This is a genomic window from Acinetobacter sp. YT-02, from assembly GCF_002412355.1.
GTDB lineage: Bacteria > Pseudomonadota > Gammaproteobacteria > Pseudomonadales > Moraxellaceae > Acinetobacter > Acinetobacter towneri.
On record NZ_NOZT01000003.1, the window covers coordinates 37,297 to 60,016 of the forward strand.

A 22,720-nucleotide genomic window follows, 5' to 3' on the forward strand; every position below is an offset into this window, starting at 1 on the left:
TCTTTAATTTTACAGAATCAGTAAACTTATCTTACTGCTTCTGCCACACATGCATTAATGGTTCTTGATACTGCATTGCTCACAATCGTTGCACGTGCAGCAGGGTCAATTGCTGCAGTGGCTAAATCTACTGCAGTCACGTTTTGTGGTGCTTTTTCACTGACACAACCACAAATTTCCGCTTGAACATTTTGCTTTTGCGTTGGTGTCATAACACGTGTCGCAGTGTGCCATGCAGGAATGTTATTTAATTCAGTCACGCACTTGGCATTAATTGCAATTTTAATCGCCGCCATACCCAATTGTTGAGTTGCTGTCGGTGCAGTTGTCGTTCCTGTAGTAGTACCTGTAGTTGTGGTACATGCAGATAAAACCAAAGCGATAGGTGCCAATACAGCGAGTAGTTTTTTCATGGATATTTCCTGTATTTAATATTCAAGTCATTTGGGTGAAACAATGCCGCTATTGTGCCTAAACCTGTTTGGCGAAGGAATAGCTTTTTGCAATTTCTACATTCAAGTGCTTAGGCTAGAGGCTGTTGATAATTCTTCTATGTTTGCGACATGAGAGATATATCTCGCAACGTTTTTTAGCCGATATAAAGCATGAGGCAGGAAATTAGTCATTCTAAATGACTGACTCATAACGCAATAGCAGCAAAAAATATGCTTGTCCTGAAAGGCTGTGGCTAAAACTTTCTCAGATTGCGTTATGAAACTTGGCAATAGTCTCGCTATTCCCTGCGTTTCATGCCTGATCTGCTCAGTTTTAGCCTACAGCGCAAACTATTTATGAAATATCAACCGCCCCCTCAAGAACGCTATTTTTTTTGCAGCGTTGCAGATTTTCAACACTCCGTTGCAGGTGGATACTTTTTTCGCTACATGCTGTTGTTTAGCATGCAAGCACACTATTCGCCTGAAACACAACATGAACAGTTCCACTTCATATTACACCCGTACCGCACAAGTTTTACATTGGCTCATGGCGATTATTTTTATTGGTGATTCGCTTATTTTGGCGTTACACCCACCCTGCGCCACAACTGCCTGACAGCATGTCACCGTTGATGAAAACACTAGCGCATTTAGGACATCTAGGTCTGTATTTTATGCTGATTGCGATTCCAATCACGGGCTGTTTGTTTAGCTGGAGCGTGGGTAAACCTGTGCATACTTATTTGTCATGGTTTGCAGGGGCAATGGTGGTTGGGCATATGCTTGCAGCACTTAAACATCACTTTATAGATAAAGACGATGTATTGCGTAGTATGACGCAACAAGGTAAATAATTTTAAAGCTTGAGTTTAAAGCGATTCAAATCGTTCTCCCACAAAAAAGCAGCTTAAATTAAGCTGCTTTTTTTGTAGTCTAAGCTAATCTAAATTCAGTTTAACTCATCCCAATGCTTGAATTTGCTCAATCCATTTTTGCTTTTCTTCAGCCGAAATAAATGAAGCTTCAAAAGAATTAACCGCCAATTGTTTTAATTCAGCATTGCTTAAATCTAAAGCTTGGCTAATAGCAACAAAGTTATCATTCATATAACCACCAAAATAAGATGGATCATCTGAATTAACTGTCACTTTAACACCCTGCTGCAATAAACGGCGGATGTTGTGCTGTGCCATATCATCCACTACGCATAGCTTTAAATTACTCAATGGACAGACCGTGAGCGGCATTTTCTCTGCAATTAGACGTTGCATTAATACAGGATCTTCTTCAGAACGCACACCATGATCAATACGGTTTACTTTCAGTAAATCTAATGCTTCCCAAACATATTCGGCTGGCCCTTCTTCGCCTGCATGTGCCACGACTAAAAAGCCTGCTTCACGTGCTTTGGCAAAGACACGTTCAAACTTTGAAGGTGGATGTCCAACTTCGCTTGAGTCCAAACCCACTGCGATAATTTGATCTTTATAAGGCAAAGCCTGTTCAAGTGTGGCAAATGCTGCATCTTCGCTTAAATGACGCAAGAAACACATAATTAAATTTGAACTGATGCCTAATTTTGTTTGCGCATCATCACAAGCACGTTGTAAGCCATTAATCACGGTTGCAAATGCCACACCACGCTCGGTATGGGTTTGCGGATCAAAAAACATTTCGGTATGTACCACACGGTCTTCAACACATTTTTCAAAATATGCCCAAGCCAAATCGTAAAAATCTTGCTCATGCACCAACACTTGTGCGCCTGCATAATAAATATCTAAAAAAGACTGCAAGTTATGAAAGTTATAGGCTTGTTTGACTTCTTCTACGGACTGATAAGGGATGTCTATTTGGTTGCGCTGCGCAATGGCAAACATCAATTCAGGTTCAAAAGTACCTTCAATATGCACATGCAATTCTGCTTTAGGTAATGCACAGATTAGCTCAAGTTGATTCATGTTCTGTCCTTTTTGCTATTTTATGGGAGAATTTTAAAAAATTGATCAAAATAAAAAAGGGTGCAAACTGAGTTTACACCCCTTTTCCGTTTAAGAATATTAACCGCCAAACATGGCAAATTTTAATGCCCAAAGTGCAGCAATAATCCACACCATATAAGGTACAGACTTGGCTTTGCCAGTGAGTAGTTTAATCAGCGCATAGCTAATAAAGCCCATAGCGATGCCATCGGCAATAGAATAAGTAAATGGCATGAACACGACTGTTAAGAATGCAGGCACGGCTTCGGTGATGTCATCCCAATCAATATGCACAATGCCTTGAATCATCAACACACCCACAAATAACAAGGCAGGTGCAGTCGCAAAACCTGGTACCGATTGCGCAAGTGGTGCCAAGAACAAACAGGCAATAAACAACAAGCCAACAATCACTGCGGTTAAGCCTGTACGACCACCCGCTGCAACACCTGCAGATGATTCAATATACGGCGTTGTTGAAGATGTACCCAATGCCGCACCTGCAACAATTGCAGAAGAATCGGCAAAAAGTGCTTTTTTCAAACGGGGTAATTTACCATCTTGCAACAAGCCTGCACGGTGTGAAACACCCACTAAAGTACCTGTAGAGTCGAATAAATCGACTAAGAAAAATACGAAAATTACGCCAATTAAACTTGCTGTAAATAGACCTTCAAAGTCCATTTGCATAAAAGTAGGTGCAATAGATGGAATTTCTCCAACCACACCTTTAAATTCGCTTAAACCTAAAGCTGTTGAAATAGCAGTCAGCACCAAAATACTGATGATAATTGCACCACGTACTTTAAAGTGATGCATTACTACAACCATTAAAAAGCCAAGTAGCGCTAGCAGTACTGATGGTTGTTTTAAGTCACCCAAGCCCACCAAAGTCGCAGGATTATCAACAATAACACCTGCATTTTTTAGGGCGATTAAAGCTAGGAATAAACCAATACCACCGCCAATGGCTAGTTTTAATGACATGGGAATGGCATTAACAATGGCTTCACGGATTTTAAACATGCTAATGGCAATGAAAATAATCCCTGATACAAAAACTGCAGCCAAAGCCGTTTGCCAAGGCACACCCATGCCTAAACAAACCGAGTAAGTGAAATAGGCGTTTAGCCCCATGCCTGGTGCGAGTGCGATTGGGTAATTGGCAACAATTCCCATCACCAAGCAGCCAATAGCTGCGGCTAAACAGGTGGCGACAAAGACAGCTCCATGATCCATTCCTGTTTCAGATAAAATCATCGGATTGACAATAATGATGTAACACATGGTTAAGAATGTGGTTACACCCGCCAAAATCTCGGTACGGAATGTGGTCTTGTTTTCGCTTAATTTGAATAAGCGCTCAAGCATTCCCGCTGAGGATGGATTAGGAGTCGTCATGACCTAGCCCCTGTAAATAAACTGAATTTGCAGTATGACTGAATTTTAAGTCAGCACTTAAAAGCCTGTGTTAGTTGCGGCAATCGATTTGCCCAATAAGCATGTGAAATTACACAAAAGAGATAAACTTAATTCACAATCAAGCATTTGATTTTATCAAAATCAAAATTTCGGAATGCTAAATAAAAAAGCCGCATAAATTTTATGCAGCTTTATTCATCTTTTTTTTTACTTCAACCACTCTCAAAAGTAATGCAATTGAGTTGTGATGAAGCAGTTTCAATTGGCAAATTATACCATAGGGATTTTTTAAAAATTCTAGTTTTTTGAATTAAAGATAAAATTTTACGATAAAGTGAAGCACACAAAAGTGTGATGAATAAAGCAATTACCACACATTATGTTAGAAATTTCTACGCTTATTCTGTGACTTGCAAAATCTGTGGTGTAGCCGCTTCTGTTTTTTCTAGCGATAAATTTGCAGATTCAGTCAAAACTCGGTTCAGTTCTGCCTGCTTTCGCGTTTCCTCTTCCAAGTAAACGAGATAACCTAATAAAACGACCAACACCACCAAAACTGGCACAAGAATGTGTTTCATGTCATTTACTTTTATTGAACAATTTTCATACATATTAGCAAAAATTATGCGCGGTGTAACTCTTAATACGCCCCAGTCAAAATTTGTGCTTCAGCGATCAAACTCAATCTATTACATTAAGCCATTGTATGAATGGTATTTTTAAAACGTTTCCAAGATACATAGAAAAATGTTGTTGCAATTGCGATTAACCATAGAAAGGAAGGCCAGACCACATCCAATCCTGCATTTCGGTATAAAATTGCTTGCGCCAATGTTACAAAATGCATTGTCGTTGCAATCAACATGATATTTTGAATAATTTCTGGCATGCTTTCTCGTGGTGTACTTGCCCCAGACAACATTTGCAAGGGAATCAGAATAAGCATCATCAGCAAACCGAATTGCGGCATCGATTTAGACACGGTTGCCATATATATACCCATTGAGGTTGTTGCAAATAAGGTCAGCAAGGCTCCAAAGAAAAATAACAGCAAACTTCCTTCTATGGGTACCTGTAATGCCCCCTGCCCCACTACTTTTAAGCCTAAAAAAGCTGCTAAAAGCACCACAAGGCTCATCGATAAAACCTTTGCCAGCATAATTTCAAAAACCGTGACTAGCATGACCGTTAAATGCTTAATGGTGCCATGTTCTCGCTCACGAATCAGTGCACAAATGAAATGTGGAAAGAGGCTTCAAAGCTCTAGTGCAAAATAAAAACCAATTAGTGCAAAATAAGCCGAAAACTTACATGTGTACACCACTGTGTACATATTTTTAAACTATAAGCGAATTTATGTATCTTTAAGAAAAGCAATAAAAAAGCCCTAAATCGTTATAATTCAGAGCTTTATTACTTATATGAAGTTATGTAACAACATATAATTTTAATGTATTGGTAGGCATATCCAGACTCGAACTGGAGACCTCTACGATGTCAACGTAGCGCTCTAACCAACTGAGCTATACGCCTAAAGTGCTTCGCATCATATTCAGTTTTGATTTTTAAGACAAGTCCTTTCTGTGTTTTTTCAACACATCCGAGCAAGTTTTAAGCAAATCAAAAAACACCTGCTCTGAAACACGGTCATGTTCAGGCGCATAAGAATATTGTTGATAGCACACGCCTAAACGCTTAAATGCCTCTTGTTCATTTGCATCTACCTGCGCTGCTAAACGCTGCATCCACACACTCACTGTTTCTGCATCCTGTTTTTGCAACTGAGCGGGCAATCTTTTAGAAAATTTGTCTAAGGCACGATTTATGCGAGAACCTTGCTGACGTTTTTTCCAAAAAATCCAGCCAAAATACCCTGCTAAGATCATGAGAATACTTGAAACCAACACCGCTGCCAAAGCATAGTTTGAGTGCAGCCCTAAGCGTCCAAACCAGTGACGCTGTGACTCGGCATCATAACCCACGACCTTGCTTTGCCATTGATAACTTGCATAATCACTCCACACCCGTAAAGAACGAATAAAATTAGAATGTTGGTATTGCCACATTTGTGTGTCAGCACCCAAAACGGCCCGATCATCTGCCATTAGGTTTTGCATACCATCATCTATACGTTGAGGTGCAATGATGGCTGTCGGGTCTATGCGTACCCATTGTTGATTGAGCAACACTTCTGTCCAAGCATGTGCATCTTGCTGTCGTACTTCCCAGCTTTGTCCATCGGGTGCAAGTTCCCCACCCTGATAGCCCACGACTACACGCGCTGGAATCCCGACATAACGCATCAATAAGGCAAAACTTGAGGCATAATGTTCACAAAAACCTTGCTTACTCTGAAACAAGAATTCATCGACTCGGTTTTGTCCGAGTGTTCCGGGTTTTAAGGTATAACTAAAACCATTATTGCGATACCACTGCAATACATTCTGCACGTAGCGTTCAGGTTGTTGCTGACTTTGGGCAAACAGCTGCAGGGCAAATTGCTGTGCCTTTGGGTCAGATTGCGTCTGTACCTGAACATTTAAACGCTGGCTAAAGCGTCGATAACGCTCGTTCTGTGCATCATCCCCTTGAATACGTGCGGATTCCCCAACCCACTGCAAAGCAATCGGTTGAATCCGACCATTTTGACGCTGTGGCACCATACTCCAATCACGGCGTAATACATAACCGTGTTGATTCGGTACAGATTTTTCCAGCGCCATAATCCACTGTGCACGTGGGTCTGCGGCAATATATTGATACTGAAAATCGACTTGCTCTGGCTGTAATTGTGCTGCCTGAACGGGTTGTTGATTGCTAAAATTGCTTGTCCATGTGCGACCATCATATTGATCAAGTACCATCGCCCGCCAATATAGTTTTGAACGTGGCGGCAGTTGCTGCATATTCCCCACAATACGAAATGCCAAAGCAGAAGATTGTGATAATTCGGCAATATCGCCCGGTGACATCGTGTCACTAATACCTGTCACGCCTTTGGCATCAGGAATAGGTACATGCCACAATGGCGGTAAACGTGGAAAGAATAAAAACAATAATAAAAAGAATGGCAAAGCGTATGCGATAAACTTGGCGACATTTTTAAGGTCATGCTTTGCATCTTGCCTGCTCGAATGACGCGACGCATAATCTGAAAATGCACTTTTTTGAATCCGATATAACCCAATTAAACAACTGATTAAACATAGAATAACCAACACGGTCATCCACATGCTCTGGCTGTATAAAAATGAACTGGCGCTCACAAAAAGCGCAAAATTAAATAAAATAATCAGGTCGCGCTGAGTATGACTTTCTAAAGCTTTGGCAAACAAAAAGGTGCTTAATAAGGCAACCCCTGCCTCTACACCAATCAGGCTTTTATAACTCAAATAAATGCTGGCTAAGGCACAACAGGTCAATCCATAAGTCCAAACTTTAGAAATACGCGCTGTCTTGTTTTTATAGTGAAGATACAACAGCAACAACATGAGTCCGAAAATGACACTCAATGCCACAGGGCTAAACAGCATGTGAGCAGCCAAAATTAAGATCAGGCTAAGCAGAATAGATTGCTGAATCGAATTGTGCATGATCATCAAGCCTGTGCCAAAAGAATTTTTGCCTGTTTCAACTGCCGCTCGCCTACGCCTTTTTCAAGGGTCGCATGCGGCAAAAACATCGCATAATTCAACTGTTGTTGTTCACATTGTTCAACTAAGCCCATCATCAAACTTAGTTTTTCTTCGTGGGTCGGTGCAGGCATGTGTTCATAGTGAATGTCGATACTCTGTTGATCCTGATATTGTTCAAAAACTTTCACATATAAGCCCTGACCGCGTGCCGCTTGCTTCCACGACACGGCTTGTAAGGAATCGCCCAATTGAAAATCACGCAGCTCACGAAACTCGTCTAAATCGGGTTGAAAGCTGTGTTGATGCTGTTTATTCTCTGCGCTATACATGGCGGCTTTGGGCGCAACCCACGCGGTACGTGTCAAATTCAAATAAGTCCACGCACGTACCAAGCCAAAAGGATAAACCGAATAAATGTGTAAATGAGGGAAATTAAACTGCCCACGTTGCTCCGCAAAAAATGTCAACACATACTGCTGCTGAGTGTCTTGAATAAGAACCTTTTCTAATTGATGATCGGCTTTAATCCATAAATAGCGTGCCTGCGCGACCTCTTGTTTGAAATGCAATTGTAATTGCAATACTTCACCTACTTGCCCAACTTCGGTGGTCACAATTTCAATCTCTAATTCATGCAGCTGCTTAAAGGTCAAATAAAAACTGATACATAAAATGGCACTGATCAAAAAGCAAAAGCCTAAAATCAGGTTATTGCCATAATTCACGCCTGCAATAAACGTGATCAAAATCAGCACTAAATACAGATAGCCCTGTTGGTAAATAAAAACCAAAATATCTTTTTGTTTTAAGGCCTTGTGTCGATCAAATTTAAAACGTGTCTTGATCCAGTTTTGCCATGCCTGCTTAAACATGCGTGTACTAACTCACTTTAACCTGTTGCATCACATACAAAGTTTCTGCCTCACTCAATCCAATACGATGTGCAGCAACTGCCACAAATACCGCTTGAATATCATCGGCAGTGACAAAACTACGTTGCTCAATTAGAGCATGTGCTTGTGCTGCTTTTTTCAATGCCAAAACACCACGGGTAGATAATCCGTGACGCGCTTTACGGGTTTCTGTGGCTAAGTCGAGTAAGTAATCTAGCGCGGTATCTGACACATAAATTTCCGTGACCAATTGCTGTAAATTTAAAATTTCTGTTTCAGTAAAAATATGGGCCAAACTGGCAATCAGCGCATGTCTGGAGTTTTGTTGCAGCAACATTTTTTCAGCAAAACGCGATGGATAACCCAAAGACAGACGCATTAAAAAACGATCAAGCTGTGATTCTGGCAGCGCATAAGTACCACTTTGAAACAGTGGATTTTGTGTGGCAATCACCCAAAAAGGTTGCGGCAAGCTATAACGCACACCATCCACCGTAACCGCGCCTTCTTCCATCGCTTCCAACAAGGCACTTTGGGTTTTAGGCGAACAACGGTTAATTTCATCTGCCAATAAAATTTGGGTAAAAATAGGGCCTTGCTTAAACTCAAATTGATGTTCTTTTTGATTAAACATATTCACGCCAATCACATCACTGGCCAGCATGTCATTGGTAAACTGAATACGCTGAAATTGCAGACCCGCCAAGTGCGATAAGGCACTCGATAAAGTCGTTTTACCTAATCCGGGTAAATCTTCAAAAAGCACATGCCCGCCCGCCAACAAACAACTTAACGCCAATTTGGTCTGCTGTTCTTTATCTAAAATAATGGTATTAATTTCAGTCAAAAAAGCCTGAATTTTTCCAGCATAAGATTCAATCTGTGCATTGAGCTGTTGCTGCGCTTGCGTCAGTTGTTGTTTTTGAACTTTTTCTGTACCCCAAATCACAGTAAATCCCCTTATCCCCAATAAAAAACGGCGCATGTTTAAACATACACCGTTTTGCTAAATTTCCAAAGAAATCCTCGAGATATTCTAAACTGCCTAAAAAAGTAAGTTTTAAACAGCTCGTATCTCTATACGTTTCCATCGTGATACGGGATTAACACGGACACTTTTTCAAACCACCTTTTGCCGATGGATAACGCGCATCGACACAGTAGCGATAAAAAGTCTTCGGATCCATGGCTTCTAAATCTGGATGATGCTTACGCATGTGTTCCAAATAATTCTGATAATCGGGTACACCGACCATTAAACGAAAACTTTGTTGCAAACGCTGCCATAAAGTAGCGATACGCGACCAGTTTTTCGGATTCAGAATCAAATCCTTTTGCGACATGATGGTCATTTTAATGATGTTGTAAATCACCGTTTTACCTTGTTGGGCAAATTTAAGCTTAATCATGTGCTCACTCCTAATGACCGCTATTCGGCTGAATCGTTTCAGGATCACGATAAATCGCTTCAGCTTCATGTACAGTTGGTGTTGGACTTGCCAAGGCACGACGAATCACCCCAATGGCAGCGAACAACATCACAAATGCCACAATCATAAAGAAACCACATAACACGGCATTAATTTGATTGGACATGACAATGGTTTGCATTTCAGTCACTGTTTTTGCAGGTGCTAAAATTTCATTGCGTTGAATTGCAGCATTGAAACGATCTGCTTGCGCCAAGAAACCAATTTTGGGATTGTCGTGGAAAATCTTTTGCCAACCTGCAGTCATTGAAGTAATGAACAAGAAAACTGTTGGGATAATCGTCACCCAAACATATTTTTCTTTTTTCATTTTAAACAGAATCACTGTACCTAAAATGAGCGCCATCGCTGCCAAAATTTGGTTACCAATACCAAATAGAGGCCATAAGCTATTAATACCGCCTAAAGGATCGACCACGCCTTGATAGACGAAGAAGCCCCAACCAGCCACCGCAACTGCTGTGCCAAGCAAGTTACCAAAGAAGTTATGTGAATTTTTCACTGCAGGAATAACAATACCTACAGTATCTTGCACCATAAAACGGCAAGCACGTGTGCCTGCATCTACTGCAGTTAAAATAAATAAGGCTTCAAATAAAATGGCAAAGTGATACCAGAATGCCATCATTGAGCGGTTATTAAAAATCTCGGTGATGATATGTGCCATACCAATTGCAAACGTTGGCGCACCACCCGTACGTGACAGAATCGAGCTTTCACCGACTTCTTTTGCCAAAATGGTTAAAGCCTCAGGAGTCACTACAAAGCCTAAATTTCGTACCGCTTCTGCTGCACTTTCCACCGTTGTACCTAAAACTGCAGTGGGTGCATTAATGGCAAAGTACACGCCTGGGTCTAGCACCGTGGCACAAATCATTGCCATGATTGCCACGAAAGACTCCATCAACATGCCGCCATAACCAATCATCCGAATGTCTTTTTCGTTATTGACTAGTTTTGGCGTCGTACCTGAAGACACTAAGGCGTGGAAACCTGAAATCGCACCGCAGGCAATGGTAATAAATAAGAATGGGAACAATGAACCCGCAAATACTGGCCCTGTACCATCAATAAAATGGGTCACCGCAGGCATCTTCATTTCAGGCATTGCAAACACAATCCCGACAGCCAAACCCGCAATAACACCAATTTTTAAGAACGTCGATAAATAATCACGTGGCGCCAATAACAACCACACTGGCAAAACTGAAGCAATAAAACCGTAGGCAATTAAACACCACGTTAATTCTGTGCCACTTAAAGTAAATAAAGGCCCCCAGAATGGATGCTGTGCAACATTTTCACCATAAATAATACCCATCATCATCAGGACAAAACCAATAATGGAAACCTCAGCAATTTTCCCCGGGCGAATAAAACGCATATAAATGCCCATGAAAATCGCAATTGGGATGGTGGCTGCAATACTAAATACGCCCCACGGACTATTGGTTAAAGCTTTCACGACAACCAAAGCGAGTACGGCAAGAATAATCACCATCACGCCCAGCGCACCCAGCATGACAATCACACCAGCAAATGAACCCAACTCTTGTTTTGCCATTTCTCCCAAAGAACGCCCATCACGACGTGTAGAAATAAACAAAACCAAAAAGTCTTGGACTGCACCTGCCAACACCACCCCGACTAAAAGCCAGATCGTGCCGGGTAAATAACCCATTTGTGCTGCAAGAATAGGCCCAACTAAAGGGCCTGCACCTGCAATCGCGGCAAAGTGGTGACCAAATAACACACTTTTATTGGTGGGCACATAATCTAAACCGTCAGCCAAACGATGTGCGGGCGTTAAGCGTCGCTCATTTAACTCAAATACTTTGGTGGCAATAAATAAACTGTAGAAGCGGTATGCAATGCTATAGACACAGACCGCAGCTAAAACTAACCAGACTGCATTGACGTGTTCGCCTCTACTGACTGCCAATATCCCAAAAGATACTGCACCCAATATAGCGACCAAAAGCCATATAATTTTTGAAGTCAGACCTGACTTCGGTTGAACTGTTTCCATGTCAATCTCTCTTCTTGTTACATTTTTTAAGCGTTACTTTTATTGTCGAGATTTAGGGGCTGTAGACACTTCGTCTATGTTTGCGACTACGCATATTTTTTAACTGATATAAGGCATGAGGCAGGAAATTTAGTCATTCTAAATGACTGACTCATAACGAAATAGCAGCAAAAAAATATGCTTGTCCTTCGCTGCGCCTTGCACTGCAAACAAAGCAGTGCTTGTTTTTGCTAAGGCTGTGGCTAAAACTTTCTCAGATTGCGTTATGAAACTTGGCAATAGTCTCGCTATTCCCTGCGTTTCATGCCTGATCTGCTCAGTTTTAGCCTACAGCGCAAGCCATTTATGAAATGTCTACAGACCCTTGCTTTAATTCCTAAATCCTTGGTAGATAATGCTCCTTTTATTTTGATATCTGCTGCTCTTGCATTCATAGTGTGCGCTACCGCACACGTAAATGAAGCACCAACAGTTTCCTATACTTTTCACCTATTCTTTTACCACATAATCAAATCAACAAAAAAGGGGGATGACGCGAATCATCCCCCTCTTTTACTATGATTTATCAATAAATCATTATGCGCGTTCTAGGTATTCACCTGTACGTGTATCTACACGAACGCTTTCTTCTTGCTGTACGAATAAAGGAACACGTACTACTGCACCTGTTTCTAATTTCGCTGGTTTACCGCCACCACCAGAAGTATCACCACGTACACCTGGATCAGTTTCAACAATTTTTAATACCACGAAGTTTGGTGCGTTTACAGTTAAAGGCACACCGTTAAACAACATAATGGTACATTTTTCGTTTGAATCGTCTTTTAACCATTTTGCAGCATCACCCATTGCGGTTTTGTCAGCAGCAATTTGCTCAAAAGATACAGGATCCATGAAGTTCCACATTTCGCCATCGTTGTAGAGGTATTCCATTTCTACTTCTACAATGTCAGCTGCTTCTAGTGAATCACCAGACTTAAATGTTTTTTCTAAAACTTTACCAGAACGAAGGTTACGAAGTTTTACGCGGTTAAACGCTTGACCTTTACCTGGCTTTACATATTCATTTTCCATGATTGAACATGGGTTACCATCAAGCATAACCTTAAGGCCTGACTTGAAATCATTCGTAGAATAATAGGCCATGACTGGCACACTCCAAACTGACTAACTTAACTATTTATGTTACAAAGCAAATGACCAACACAGCTTTGCGATGCTCGCCATCTTGCAACATCTTTTTTTCATCGGACGTATTGTAAATGAGCAAGCCATAACGAAGCAATGAAAATCCACTACCGATCACCTCAAGATATCGGTAAAATCAGCTGTTTTGTAATGATTCTGATTCAAAGCGATCAAATCATTCACGGCATTCACGCTCAATGAACAAAGAATTCATCTACGCTAAATAGATGCGCACTTGGTTTATTTCACCTCATATTTAAATCTTTTCTGGCATGATCAACTACCTGTACCAAGAACAAAACTGGCAATCTCAACTCAGTGACTTGATCACCGACCCACGCGAATTGTTAAATATTTTAGAGCTGTCTGAACAGCAGTTGCTGTCAGGTGCTTTACTGGCATCCAATCAGTTTAAATTGCGTATCCCGCGTGCATTTGTGGCCAAAATGCAAAAAGGCAATCCACTCGATCCTTTACTGTTACAGGTTCTGCCACATCATTTAGAACTGGAAGATCATCCTGGATTTGTGACCGACCCTTTGGGTGAGGAACAAGCCAATCAACAACCTGGAGTCTTACACAAATATAAATCACGCTTTTTGCTGACCTTGACTGGTGCTTGCGCAGTACATTGTCGTTATTGTTTCCGCAGGCACTTTCCTTATCAGGAAAATCTGCCAAAAACTGAAGACTGGGACAATATCCGTAATTACATTGAAAGTCAGCCCGATATTAATGAAGTGATTTTAAGTGGTGGCGACCCGCTCACTTTGTCAAATCGTAAATTAAATATCTGGATTGAGCGATTGGCGTCTATTCCGCAAATAAAATTTTTGAGAATTCATTCACGAGTTCCGATTGTTATTCCCAACCGTGTCGATGAATCGCTGATTTCCTTACTAAAAAATAGTAGGCTGCGTATTATTCTAGTGGTACACTCGAACCACGCATCAGAATTAGATGACTTTACCTGTTCGCAACTTGCCAAGTTAGTCGAACAAAACATCACCGTTCTGAATCAAGCAGTCTTATTAAATGGGGTCAATAATTCTGCTCAGGTCTTGGTCGATTTAAGCTATCGTCTTTTTGATGCAGGGGTGATGCCTTACTATTTACACGTGTTAGATAAAGTAAAAGGAGCGCATCATTTTGATTTAATGCCGCAAGACATTGATCACATCTATAAAGAGCTTTTAGCGAACTTACCCGGCTATTTAGTTCCTAAACTCGTTAGGGAAATTGCGGGCGAAAAAAACAAGACACCGCTTTTTGGGGTTTCAACTTATTGAGTTAAATAACAATCATGAATATGAATACTTCAGATCTTTTTCTAGTTCCCAGCGAACTAAAGCTGGAGCAATTGAGTTTTTGTCAAAATACGGTTAAAAGCATTCAGGCATGGGCAGCGGATTTATCCATTTTACAATTGGGTGATTCTTCCCAAGCTCTATTTAATGCACTTTTAGAAATTTCAGAACTGAAATGTCAGGAAACATTACGTTTTGACTTAATTCAAGCTATTCATCCGACACTTGAAAATGTGCTTACCAGTCTGGAAAAGCATTTTTTCAACCAAGCTTTGATTAGTAATGACCGCAACGATCATATTATTGAACTCGCGCTGTTATTACGCAGTCATTTCGCCAAAGTCTATATTAATATTTCCCGACGTAGCCACCAACAACTCACCCAACAAAAATTTTCTTTATTTGCCTTTAATTTAAAAAAGAACTTACAAACTGCACGAGTTCTATCTAGCTATTATGCTTTACAACAATTAGCTCTACTGCGCTATCAACAACACATGCTTTATAGCCACGCCTTGCCAAATCAGTGGTTAATTGCACACCAACTTTTAGATACAGCCATTCAACAACATTATTATTTAAATAATATTAATCAGTTACAAGGCACACAACATCAACTGATTAATATTGCTCAAGCCTATGCACAGCTGATTTTATTGGAAATTTTCAATACCCATCAAATTCGACCTGCAGAAATTCAAGGCTTATATCTCTGTAGCTTTGATTGGGCAAAACTGATTCAAGTTTTACCCAAAGAAACGACGCTTTCACGTTATGTGGTCGATGCAAGCAAAGATCATCCACCTATTTACAATACGCACCAAAGCCAAGGTTTTCATGCCAATATTTTTATTGCAACTCAACCCCTACTCGATCATTTAAATGAAGCTCAAGGTCGTAAAGGTGAACATTTATCACGCAATGAAAAGCTATTCTTAACCCCTGCTTTGCATTTCCACTTGCACAATATTTTGACCAATACAGCAGAACGTGTGCATGAGCGTTATGAATATTCGGCACGGATTAAAATTTGCTTTGGTTTGACTGTGGCACATTTTTATCTGTCTAATGGTAAAAACTTCAATGAAACGCTGGCTTTGGGCGATAACTACCAATTCCAGAATGAAAGCCAGTTTATCAATGCCATGCATACCAACTCTACGGTAGATATTAGCGCTGTTAAAACCTTAGACCGTGAAGCCAAACAAATTTACAATGCCGATGTTTTAGATATTAGTGTCAATGGCTATCGTATTAAATGGACGGGTGAAACACCGAAAAACCTTAAAACAGGTGAATTTATTCTGGTTCAGGAAAATAGCCAAAGTCCGTGGCGTGGTGGTGTCATTCGCTGGATTAAACAATCTGCTGAAAAAAGCTTAGAACTTGGCTTGGAAATTTTAACCCAAGATATTTACCCTTGTGCTGTTTTTGTTAAAACAGATCGGCATACAGGACATTATCATCCAGCATTATTGGTACAAAGTACGCAGGTCAATGAAGTCAATACCTCATTGATTTTGCCAAGTCTGCAATTATTACGTGACAAACAAACCGTACAGCTACGTTTAGGTGAAGAAGAACTAAAAGTGTTCTTAATTAAGCCGTTATTGATTACCCAAAGCTTTATGCGCTTTGATTTTGAGTTGTTGAATGACCAACAACAGCCTTTACTTGATGGTTTTATTCAGAAACAAGTGAATGAAGTTAAAAATCACGATTTATGGGAAGCATTAAAGTGAGAAATCCATTATTGTCTAAAAAGCTCAAACGTACCGAAACACGTTTACTCATAATCGATGACAACCAAATACGTTTTAATCAAATTTGTGAACAACTCACTGCAAATGAGCACCGTGTTCAGGCTTATCTATTAGATGACATTAAAAACTTTGAAAAACAATTACATTTAACTTGGGATTTGGTGATCTTTGGTCGTGCTTATGACCTAAAAGTCGATCAGGCACTCACTTTAATTCGTGCATCACAGCAACCAAATTTACCGCTACTTTTGCTCAAACCAGACGATTACGATGCCACGCAATACACCAGTTATGTGCGCAAAGGCATCTATGACATTATCAATTTAGATTACCCCGAACGCTTCTATTTTGGCTTAATTCGCGCACTGTCTTTTAGTCGCTTACAGCAGTCACAAGAACAACTTATGACTGAACTGGAAAATGCACAATCACAAGCTCAGGCGTTGGTCGAAGACAGTAGCAAAGCAGTAGCCATTATTCAGGAAGGAATTCATGCACAAGCCAATGCTGAATATTTACAGCTATTTGGTTTAAAAAGTGAAGATGACCTTATTGGCTTGCCATTATTGGATTTATTGCAACCGCAAGATATTACAGATTTTAAATTCCGCTTTAAGAAAGTCAGTCAAGGACAATTTGAACACGGCCGTTTTGATATTCATAGCCAAAACCCGCTATTAGCAAAACAAAACCCGCTCAAAATTGAATTTGTTGGAGCAGCTGACGACGCCATACAAATCACCATAGATATTGAAAATACGGCGCAAAATACTGTCCCTGCTCAAACGACAGCAGACAAAGCAGCGACAAAACCAAGCACCTACCAATTGGTAAATCGCACTTTAGCCAAACAGCCATCTAATGCCAATGCTTTGGTGGTGTTTTCTTTGGCGAACTGCCCTGAATCAATTTTCCAAGCCGACTGGCAAACCACAAAAAATTACTTTGCCAACATCCGAAACTTTTTAAAAGAACAGACCAATGTACCTTTATTTAATGTGAGTAATGGTTTAGTGGTTGGTTTGTTCCAAGCAGAATCGCCTGCAATTTTAGAATCGAAACTGATTGGCTTAAATTCACTCACGAAACCGCAATTACTTACGGTAGATCAACATACTTACCCACTTAATTTGCGTATTGGTTATGTGCCATTCACTCCAGACATTCAAAATGAAAGCAGTTTTGAGCAACTGATTAGCCAAGGTTTTGCCAACGCATTACCACAACCGCAGGAACAACATAACTCAGGTTTAACCTTAGACTTGTCCTTTGGTGAATCTAACTTAAATGTAATTGAATCTGCTGCAGCTGTACCACAATCGTATAGTGAATCTGCGATTATTGCAGCGATACGTCAAAGTCTTGATCGTGGTGAAATTCATTTGAAGTATCAACAACTTTATGATAAGCAAGACACCAATTTATATACCTATGAAGTAACTAGTGGCTTTATTTTCAATAGTGAATGGAAATCACTGACAGGCTTAATAGATTTGGCTGAAGACCCAGAATTATCCATTAAACTGGATCGTTGGATTTTGGTCGAAGCTTGTAAACAATTGCACAACTTCATCACCCAATATCCTGAAGCGAAGCTGATTATCAATTTAAACAAATTTGTTTTATTACAAGACCGCAGCTTCCCTGAGTTTGTGTCTAAACTGATAACGATTATTGGTAGCCGCCTCAGCCATCCATTAATTTTGCAATTCTCTGAAGAAGACATCAGCCAAAACTTAGGTGATGCGCAGAAACAAATCAGTTTATTACGTCAGCACGGCGCTGAAATTTCTCTGCGTGATTTTGGTCATTCGATTTATAGTGAATCTATCTTGAAACAAGTCGATATTCACTACTTGACCTTGCACAGTGCACTGACTGAAAAACTGGCTGCTGATGACTCGACGCAAGAATTACAGGAACAATTGAGCATTTATAGTGAAATTAAACCTGTAGAAGTGTTATTGCGTGACTTAAATGATATGAACCTGTTTGCGAATGCGTGGAATGTCGATGCGCGCTTTATTCAGGGTGATTATTTCCAGAAAAAACTCGATCATTTAATTGATGTGCAAGACCAATAAGGTCTTGTGCATTAGGGTCTATTTGTAGACCCTAAAATTTAAGGCACAAAAAAACGGGCAATTGCCCGTTTTTTTCGTACTGGATATTAACGTTTGATAGAACGTGACATACCAGCAAAACGTTGTTTGAACTTGTCGATACGACCGCCAGTGTCAACGTTCTTTTGCTTACCAGTGTAGAACGGGTGGCATGCAGAACATACGTCAAGATAAAGAGTTTCTTTACCAACTGCTGAACGAGTTTCGATTACGTTACCGCAAGAACAAGTTGCAACTAATTTTTCATATTTTGGGTGAATATCGGCGCGCATCGTCGATTACTCCTAAGATTTAAGAAGGCTTAAGCTGTCATCGCAATTGGTCACTCTCATTAAAAAAATGAGGACATGCTTTAAAAGCAGACCAACACCACAACAGACCATTCTTTTGGCCCACCGAGACGGATACCGTCAGAGCTAAGCACAACAAGTTGGGCAATATTATACGGAATAAAATATTTTAAAGCTAATTATTCTTAGGAATTTAATTCCTGAGGTTCAGTCGAATCGGGCTGCTTTTCGAGATAATTGGCTATCACACCGCACACCATCAACTGAATTTGATGGAAAATCATGATCGGTAAAACAATCATCCCCAACGGCTGCCCAATAAATAAAATTTGCGCCATCGGTACACCACTGGCTAAGGTTTTTTTGGAGCTACAAAAAAATGCGGCAATTTGGTCTTCACGTGCAAAACCCAACCATTGCGGCACAACCCACGCCAACCACATCACAAGGGTCAATAACACGGAACAAGCAATAATCAACAGCAATAAAGTCATACCACTAACTTGATGCCACAATCCTGCTACCACTGCCCCACTAAATGCACCATAAACCACCATCAAAATCGAACCCTGATCAAATACCTTGACCAGCTTTGGTAATTTCAACATCTGAGGAAAAACATAAGGACGTAATAACTGCCCCAAAATAAATGGCACCAATAACAATAAAGTAATTTGAATAATCGAATTTGTCGGGTCAAAACCGTGTTCAGACTGCCCTAAAATAAAGATGCCTACTAAAACTGGGGTAATAAACATCCCAATTAAATTAGAGAATGACGCACTGCAGACTGCGCTGGCAACATTGCCTTTTGCCACTGACGTAAAGGCAATTGAAGATTGCACGGTTGAAGGCAAAAAGCACATGAACAAAAAGCCCCAATACAGCTCCTGCCCGAGCATTGGCACTAGAATTGGCTTTGCCAGCAAACCTAAAATTGGGAATAACGCAAAGGTAAAAGTAAATACCAACGCATGCAATTTCCAATGCATCATGCCCTGAATGACAGCTTCACGTGATAATTTCGCCCCATGCAAAAAGAATAAGATTGCAATGGCAACTGTCGTAATCACACTAAAAACTTCGGCTGCTTGCCCTGACACAGGCACGACACTGGCGAGGATGACCATCACAAACAAAAGAATGGTAAAGCGATCCAATGCCAATAACTTCAACATAAACACATCCTGTATATTCTTTTACTGTTGCAAAAAAGCCCAGCAATTTTTACCTTTCGATAAAGGTATATTACTGAGCAATATTCAAAAAGCGAGCATTTTCAGGCGATGTTCAATATTTTCAAACTGAATACTGAACAACATTCAGCTTATTGCACCACAAAGGTTTGGTTTTTACTGCTTTGCGGATGAAAACTTAGTTATTACGTGCGTTCTGATCTTGCTGAATCAGTTCAACTTTATAACCATCTGGGTCTTCAACAAAAGCAATGACAGTTACACCACCTTTCATTGGCCCTGCTTCACGTACCACATTGCCGCCGCGCGCTTTAATTTCTTCACATGCTTTGTAGGCATCGTCTACCGCAATTGCAATATGACCATAACCATTGCCCAAATCATAGCTGTCTGTATCCCAGTTATGCGTCAACTCCAAAACGGTGTGATTTTCTTCATCGCCATAGCCTACAAAAGCAAGGGTAAAACGACCTTCTTCATAATCACGCTTACGCAGCAAAGTCATGCCTAAAACTTCTGTATAAAATTTTAATGATAGCTCTAAATTACCTACACGTAACATGGTATGCAGCATGCGCATGTCATTCATCCTTTTGTTCAATCGGTTTTGCTTGTATGTGTTGATGGTCACGTAACAATTTCGCCACCCACACCACTAAAATTAAAATAGGGATTCCAATTAATGTGGTCATGAGGAAAAAGTTTGGATAACCAATATTGGTCACTATAGTACCTGAATAACCACCTAAAATCTTAGGAGTCAAGGTCATGAGTGAGCTAAAAATTGCATATTGCACAGCAGTAAATGACACACTGGTTAAACTGGATAAAAATGCGATAAAAGCCGCGCCCGCTAAACCTGAAGCCAAGTTATCGACAATAATCGCAAAATATAACCATGCTGTGCTATATGGCTTAATCACCTTGCCCTGAATTTCAACCATATTGTTTGAAGATGATTGAACGATCGGCAAAGGTTGTATATCTACATCCAAAGCATTGCCTTCATGTGTGTTTAAATCGACCTGATAGGTTTGGCTGTGTTGTTGTACAGTTTGCTGTCCATTTAATAATACAGCTTGCAGTTGTTTACTTGGTGAGTCTGCCAAAAGCTGCCCTGCAATCGCTGCCGTAAAAATTCCTTGTGCATCTAGTTTTGCATCAAAATTTTGACCATCTAGCTGCAGTACAATTTTTTGCTGTTCGGTTAAGGCAGGCCCTGCATATTGCCCACGTACGACAATACTGTTGCTGGCTTCATTTTCGCTAATACGATTATCCGAAGTCAGTGGTAAAAACTGGAGTTGTGCAGTTTCAATCTCAGTTTGGTGCAAATACGGCATCGACACTAAACGTGACGGCGTATCGCCCGTTTGGTATTGCGCACGTACCTGAATTTCATCCTGTGTTGCTAAAACCTGACTAGGCACAGCCACTTTCCAATATCCAACTTCATCGGCCTGGGTTTGATATTGTTGCTGCCCCACAGAAACTTGCACATCGCTCAGTTGCTGTCCTGACTTCACCAGACCAATAAAAATAAGATTGGTGGATGATGCCAACACCGCGCCAACAAACATTAATTTCATAATGTTCATACGCTGTGCCAGTAAACCGCCCAAGAAGCCACCCACTAAACTGAAAATGACCCCATAAACCTTAACCGCTTCGGCAATTTGTTCTTTGCTAAAGTTCAAATCCTGATAGAACACATTGGAAATTACACCTGCAATAATGTCTGAAACTCGATAAAAACCAATCAAGAGTAATAACACCAGTGCCAGTTTCATGCCGTAGCGTTTAAAGAAATCTGCAACAGGATGCACCCATGTTTCAAATGCCATCTGTTTATTGACTGCGCCCAATTTGACCAAAATTGTGCCCATGCCTACAGCAGCCGCACCCGATGCAATAAAACGTAAAGCTTCTATAGAAAATAATAAAAATGCATCTTTGAGTTGGAATTGTTGTTTTAAGGCTTCGGTAAAATTACCCGAAAAGACGTAGCACAATACAAAACTGAATACCGCAACAAAAAACACCGTAACCAGACGAAAATAGTCGCGTCGTTGATAATGCTTGCTGACCCGATTCACTTGCGGTTCACGAATCACCAAAGTCGTGATAATGCCAATCAGCATCACCGCAGCCATCGCCAAATAAGTAATTTTCCATGCACTATAAATATAGTTGCCTTTAGCAGTACCTAAAGATGCAGCCAAAAATAAAGCACCTGCCCCTGCAACAATCATCCCAATGCGATAGCCCGCGTTATAGGTCGATGCCAACACGGTTTGCATTTGAGTTTCAGCCAGTTCGATACGGTAAGCATCAATCACAATATCTTGCGTGGCTGCAGAAAAGCCCAGTAATACTGCACCCAATGCCATTTGATATAAATGCGCCTGTCCCAAAGCTGGGTCAGAAAATGCCATCACCGCAATTGCACAAACAATTAAACATTGGGCGATGAGCAGCCATGCCCGACGTCGCCCTAGTTTTTTGGTTAAATAGGGTACGGGTAATTCATCAATCAATGGTGCCCAAACAAATTTAAAGGAATAACCTAGAGCAGCCCAACTAAAGAAAGTGACCGCACTTTTGTCAATGCCTGCTTCGCCCAACCACAAAGATAGACTGGAAAAAATCAGTAAAATTGGAATACCTGCAGAGAAGCCCAAAAACAGCATAATCAGCGCACGACGGTCTAAAAATGCCGTAAATGCAGCTTTCCACCCTGTATTTTGTGCTGAAGTTTGCCCAGTCTGTTGTGTGGTCATTCGATTATTATTTTCTATCAAGTCAAATTGTTGTTATTCAATCGCGGAATAGCTTCTGTTTCAACAGTATTTATGAAATTATCCACAACAGCCTTGTCATTTTGTAGTAAAAATTACGGCTTAGCTTGAATTTTCCGCTTAAACCTGTATACCTTTAAACTTCTAACTGCAATATTTCGTTTTGG

17 protein-coding genes, 1 tRNA gene and 2 pseudogenes are annotated in these 22,720 nt (G+C 40.5%); 4 read left to right on the forward strand and 16 right to left on the reverse strand.

Annotated elements, in window-relative coordinates; translation table 11 throughout:
* Positions 1-26: 26 nt before the first annotated feature.
* Complete coding sequence (locus tag CF596_RS02060) at positions 27-413, reverse strand: hypothetical protein (RefSeq protein ID WP_004971594.1); 387 nt, start codon at positions 411-413, stop codon at positions 27-29.
* Positions 414-930: 517 nt separating this feature from the next.
* On the opposite strand from CF596_RS02060, the pseudogene CF596_RS02065 reads away from it, so the two are divergent.
* Positions 931-1,291: pseudogene (locus CF596_RS02065) on the forward strand (cytochrome b/b6 domain-containing protein).
* A gap of 105 nt (positions 1,292-1,396) precedes the next feature.
* Here CF596_RS02065 and CF596_RS02070 read toward each other — a convergent pair.
* From CF596_RS02070 to efp, 11 genes and pseudogenes are all read right to left on the reverse strand, one after another.
* Positions 1,397-2,398, reverse strand: a complete 1,002-nt coding sequence (locus CF596_RS02070; RefSeq protein WP_096901064.1) for an adenosine deaminase — start codon at positions 2,396-2,398, stop codon at positions 1,397-1,399.
* Between the two features lie 99 nt (positions 2,399-2,497).
* A complete protein-coding gene (locus tag CF596_RS02075) occupies positions 2,498-3,820 on the reverse strand; it encodes an NCS2 family permease (protein WP_096901065.1) in 1,323 nt (440 codons plus the stop codon).
* Positions 3,821-4,239: 419 nt separating this feature from the next.
* Complete coding sequence (locus CF596_RS02080; protein WP_004971601.1) at positions 4,240-4,419, reverse strand: hypothetical protein; 180 nt, start codon at positions 4,417-4,419, stop codon at positions 4,240-4,242.
* 116 nt (positions 4,420-4,535) lie between these two features.
* Positions 4,536-5,072 (reverse strand): annotated as a pseudogene (locus CF596_RS02085) (ABC transporter permease); the annotation flags it as partial.
* Between the two features lie 225 nt (positions 5,073-5,297).
* Positions 5,298-5,374 (reverse strand) — tRNA-Val (locus CF596_RS02090).
* Between the two features lie 32 nt (positions 5,375-5,406).
* Positions 5,407-7,434: a DUF3488 and transglutaminase-like domain-containing protein gene (locus tag CF596_RS02095; RefSeq protein WP_096901147.1), complete on the reverse strand. Its 2,028-nt coding sequence runs from the start codon at positions 7,432-7,434 to the stop codon at positions 5,407-5,409.
* Between the two features lie 5 nt (positions 7,435-7,439).
* Complete coding sequence (locus CF596_RS02100) at positions 7,440-8,348, reverse strand: DUF58 domain-containing protein (RefSeq protein WP_096901066.1); 909 nt, start codon at positions 8,346-8,348, stop codon at positions 7,440-7,442.
* 7 nt (positions 8,349-8,355) lie between these two features.
* Positions 8,356-9,315, reverse strand: coding sequence for an AAA family ATPase (locus CF596_RS02105; protein ID WP_096901148.1), 960 nt, complete (start codon positions 9,313-9,315; stop codon positions 8,356-8,358).
* 157 nt (positions 9,316-9,472) lie between these two features.
* Entirely contained in the window at positions 9,473-9,778 is a 306-nt protein-coding gene (locus tag CF596_RS02110; protein ID WP_171324790.1) for a YbdD/YjiX family protein, read from the reverse strand.
* 10 nt (positions 9,779-9,788) lie between these two features.
* Positions 9,789-11,888, reverse strand: a complete 2,100-nt coding sequence (locus CF596_RS02115; protein WP_004971612.1) for a carbon starvation CstA family protein — start codon at positions 11,886-11,888, stop codon at positions 9,789-9,791.
* 576 nt (positions 11,889-12,464) lie between these two features.
* Positions 12,465-13,034, reverse strand: a complete 570-nt coding sequence (gene efp / locus CF596_RS02125) for an elongation factor P (protein WP_004971615.1) — start codon at positions 13,032-13,034, stop codon at positions 12,465-12,467.
* 314 nt (positions 13,035-13,348) lie between these two features.
* Here efp and epmB point away from each other — a divergent pair, with 314 nt between their 5' ends.
* From epmB to CF596_RS02140, 3 genes are read left to right on the forward strand one after another with little or no spacing between them, the layout of a single operon-like run.
* Complete coding sequence (epmB, locus tag CF596_RS02130) at positions 13,349-14,365, forward strand: EF-P beta-lysylation protein EpmB (RefSeq protein WP_096901068.1); 1,017 nt, start codon at positions 13,349-13,351, stop codon at positions 14,363-14,365.
* A 14-nt stretch (positions 14,366-14,379) separates the two neighbouring features.
* Complete coding sequence (locus CF596_RS02135; protein ID WP_096901069.1) at positions 14,380-16,125, forward strand: GTPase; 1,746 nt, start codon at positions 14,380-14,382, stop codon at positions 16,123-16,125.
* A complete protein-coding gene (locus CF596_RS02140; protein WP_096901070.1) occupies positions 16,107-18,230 on the forward strand; it encodes an EAL domain-containing protein in 2,124 nt (707 codons plus the stop codon). Before CF596_RS02135 ends, CF596_RS02140 begins: the two co-directional genes overlap by 19 nt.
* A gap of 86 nt (positions 18,231-18,316) precedes the next feature.
* Here the strand turns inward: CF596_RS02140 and rpmE are convergent, their stop codons facing one another.
* From rpmE to CF596_RS02160, 4 genes are all read right to left on the reverse strand, one after another.
* The gene (gene rpmE, locus CF596_RS02145) at positions 18,317-18,541 is read right to left on the reverse strand and encodes a 50S ribosomal protein L31 (protein WP_004971624.1); all 225 of its coding nucleotides are present in this window, start codon (positions 18,539-18,541) and stop codon (positions 18,317-18,319) included.
* A gap of 203 nt (positions 18,542-18,744) precedes the next feature.
* Entirely contained in the window at positions 18,745-19,743 is a 999-nt protein-coding gene (locus CF596_RS02150; protein WP_171062555.1) for a bile acid:sodium symporter family protein, read from the reverse strand.
* Positions 19,744-19,933: 190 nt separating this feature from the next.
* Positions 19,934-20,335, reverse strand: coding sequence for a lactoylglutathione lyase (gene gloA / locus CF596_RS02155; RefSeq protein ID WP_242439118.1), 402 nt, complete (start codon positions 20,333-20,335; stop codon positions 19,934-19,936).
* 1 nt (position 20,336) lies between these two features.
* The gene (locus tag CF596_RS02160) at positions 20,337-22,535 is read right to left on the reverse strand and encodes an MFS transporter (protein ID WP_096901072.1); all 2,199 of its coding nucleotides are present in this window, start codon (positions 22,533-22,535) and stop codon (positions 20,337-20,339) included.
* Positions 22,536-22,720: the final 185 nt, after the last annotated feature.

What these genes read in the sequence shown, in the direction of transcription:
- CF596_RS02060 (WP_004971594.1), bottom strand. Translation starts at nt 413, where the DNA reads ATGAAAAAACTACTCGCTGTATTGGCACCTATCGCTTTGGTTTTATCT.
- CF596_RS02070 (WP_096901064.1), bottom strand. Translation starts at nt 2,398, where the DNA reads ATGAATCAACTTGAGCTAATCTGTGCATTACCTAAAGCAGAATTGCAT.
- CF596_RS02075 (WP_096901065.1), bottom strand. Translation starts at nt 3,820, where the DNA reads ATGACGACTCCTAATCCATCCTCAGCGGGAATGCTTGAGCGCTTATTC.
- CF596_RS02080 (WP_004971601.1), bottom strand. Translation starts at nt 4,419, where the DNA reads ATGAAACACATTCTTGTGCCAGTTTTGGTGGTGTTGGTCGTTTTATTA.
- CF596_RS02095 (WP_096901147.1), bottom strand. Translation starts at nt 7,434, where the DNA reads ATGCACAATTCGATTCAGCAATCTATTCTGCTTAGCCTGATCTTAATT.
- CF596_RS02100 (WP_096901066.1), bottom strand. Translation starts at nt 8,348, where the DNA reads ATGTTTAAGCAGGCATGGCAAAACTGGATCAAGACACGTTTTAAATTT.
- CF596_RS02110 (WP_171324790.1), bottom strand. Translation starts at nt 9,778, where the DNA reads ATGATTAAGCTTAAATTTGCCCAACAAGGTAAAACGGTGATTTACAAC.
- CF596_RS02115 (WP_004971612.1), bottom strand. Translation starts at nt 11,888, where the DNA reads ATGGAAACAGTTCAACCGAAGTCAGGTCTGACTTCAAAAATTATATGG.
- efp (WP_004971615.1), bottom strand. Translation starts at nt 13,034, where the DNA reads ATGGCCTATTATTCTACGAATGATTTCAAGTCAGGCCTTAAGGTTATG.
- epmB (WP_096901068.1), top strand. Translation starts at nt 13,349, where the DNA reads ATGATCAACTACCTGTACCAAGAACAAAACTGGCAATCTCAACTCAGT.
- CF596_RS02135 (WP_096901069.1), top strand. Translation starts at nt 14,380, where the DNA reads ATGAATATGAATACTTCAGATCTTTTTCTAGTTCCCAGCGAACTAAAG.
- CF596_RS02140 (WP_096901070.1), top strand. Translation starts at nt 16,107, where the DNA reads ATGGGAAGCATTAAAGTGAGAAATCCATTATTGTCTAAAAAGCTCAAA.
- rpmE (WP_004971624.1), bottom strand. Translation starts at nt 18,541, where the DNA reads ATGCGCGCCGATATTCACCCAAAATATGAAAAATTAGTTGCAACTTGT.
- gloA (WP_242439118.1), bottom strand. Translation starts at nt 20,335, where the DNA reads ATGCGCATGCTGCATACCATGTTACGTGTAGGTAATTTAGAGCTATCA.
- CF596_RS02160 (WP_096901072.1), bottom strand. Translation starts at nt 22,535, where the DNA reads ATGACCACACAACAGACTGGGCAAACTTCAGCACAAAATACAGGGTGG.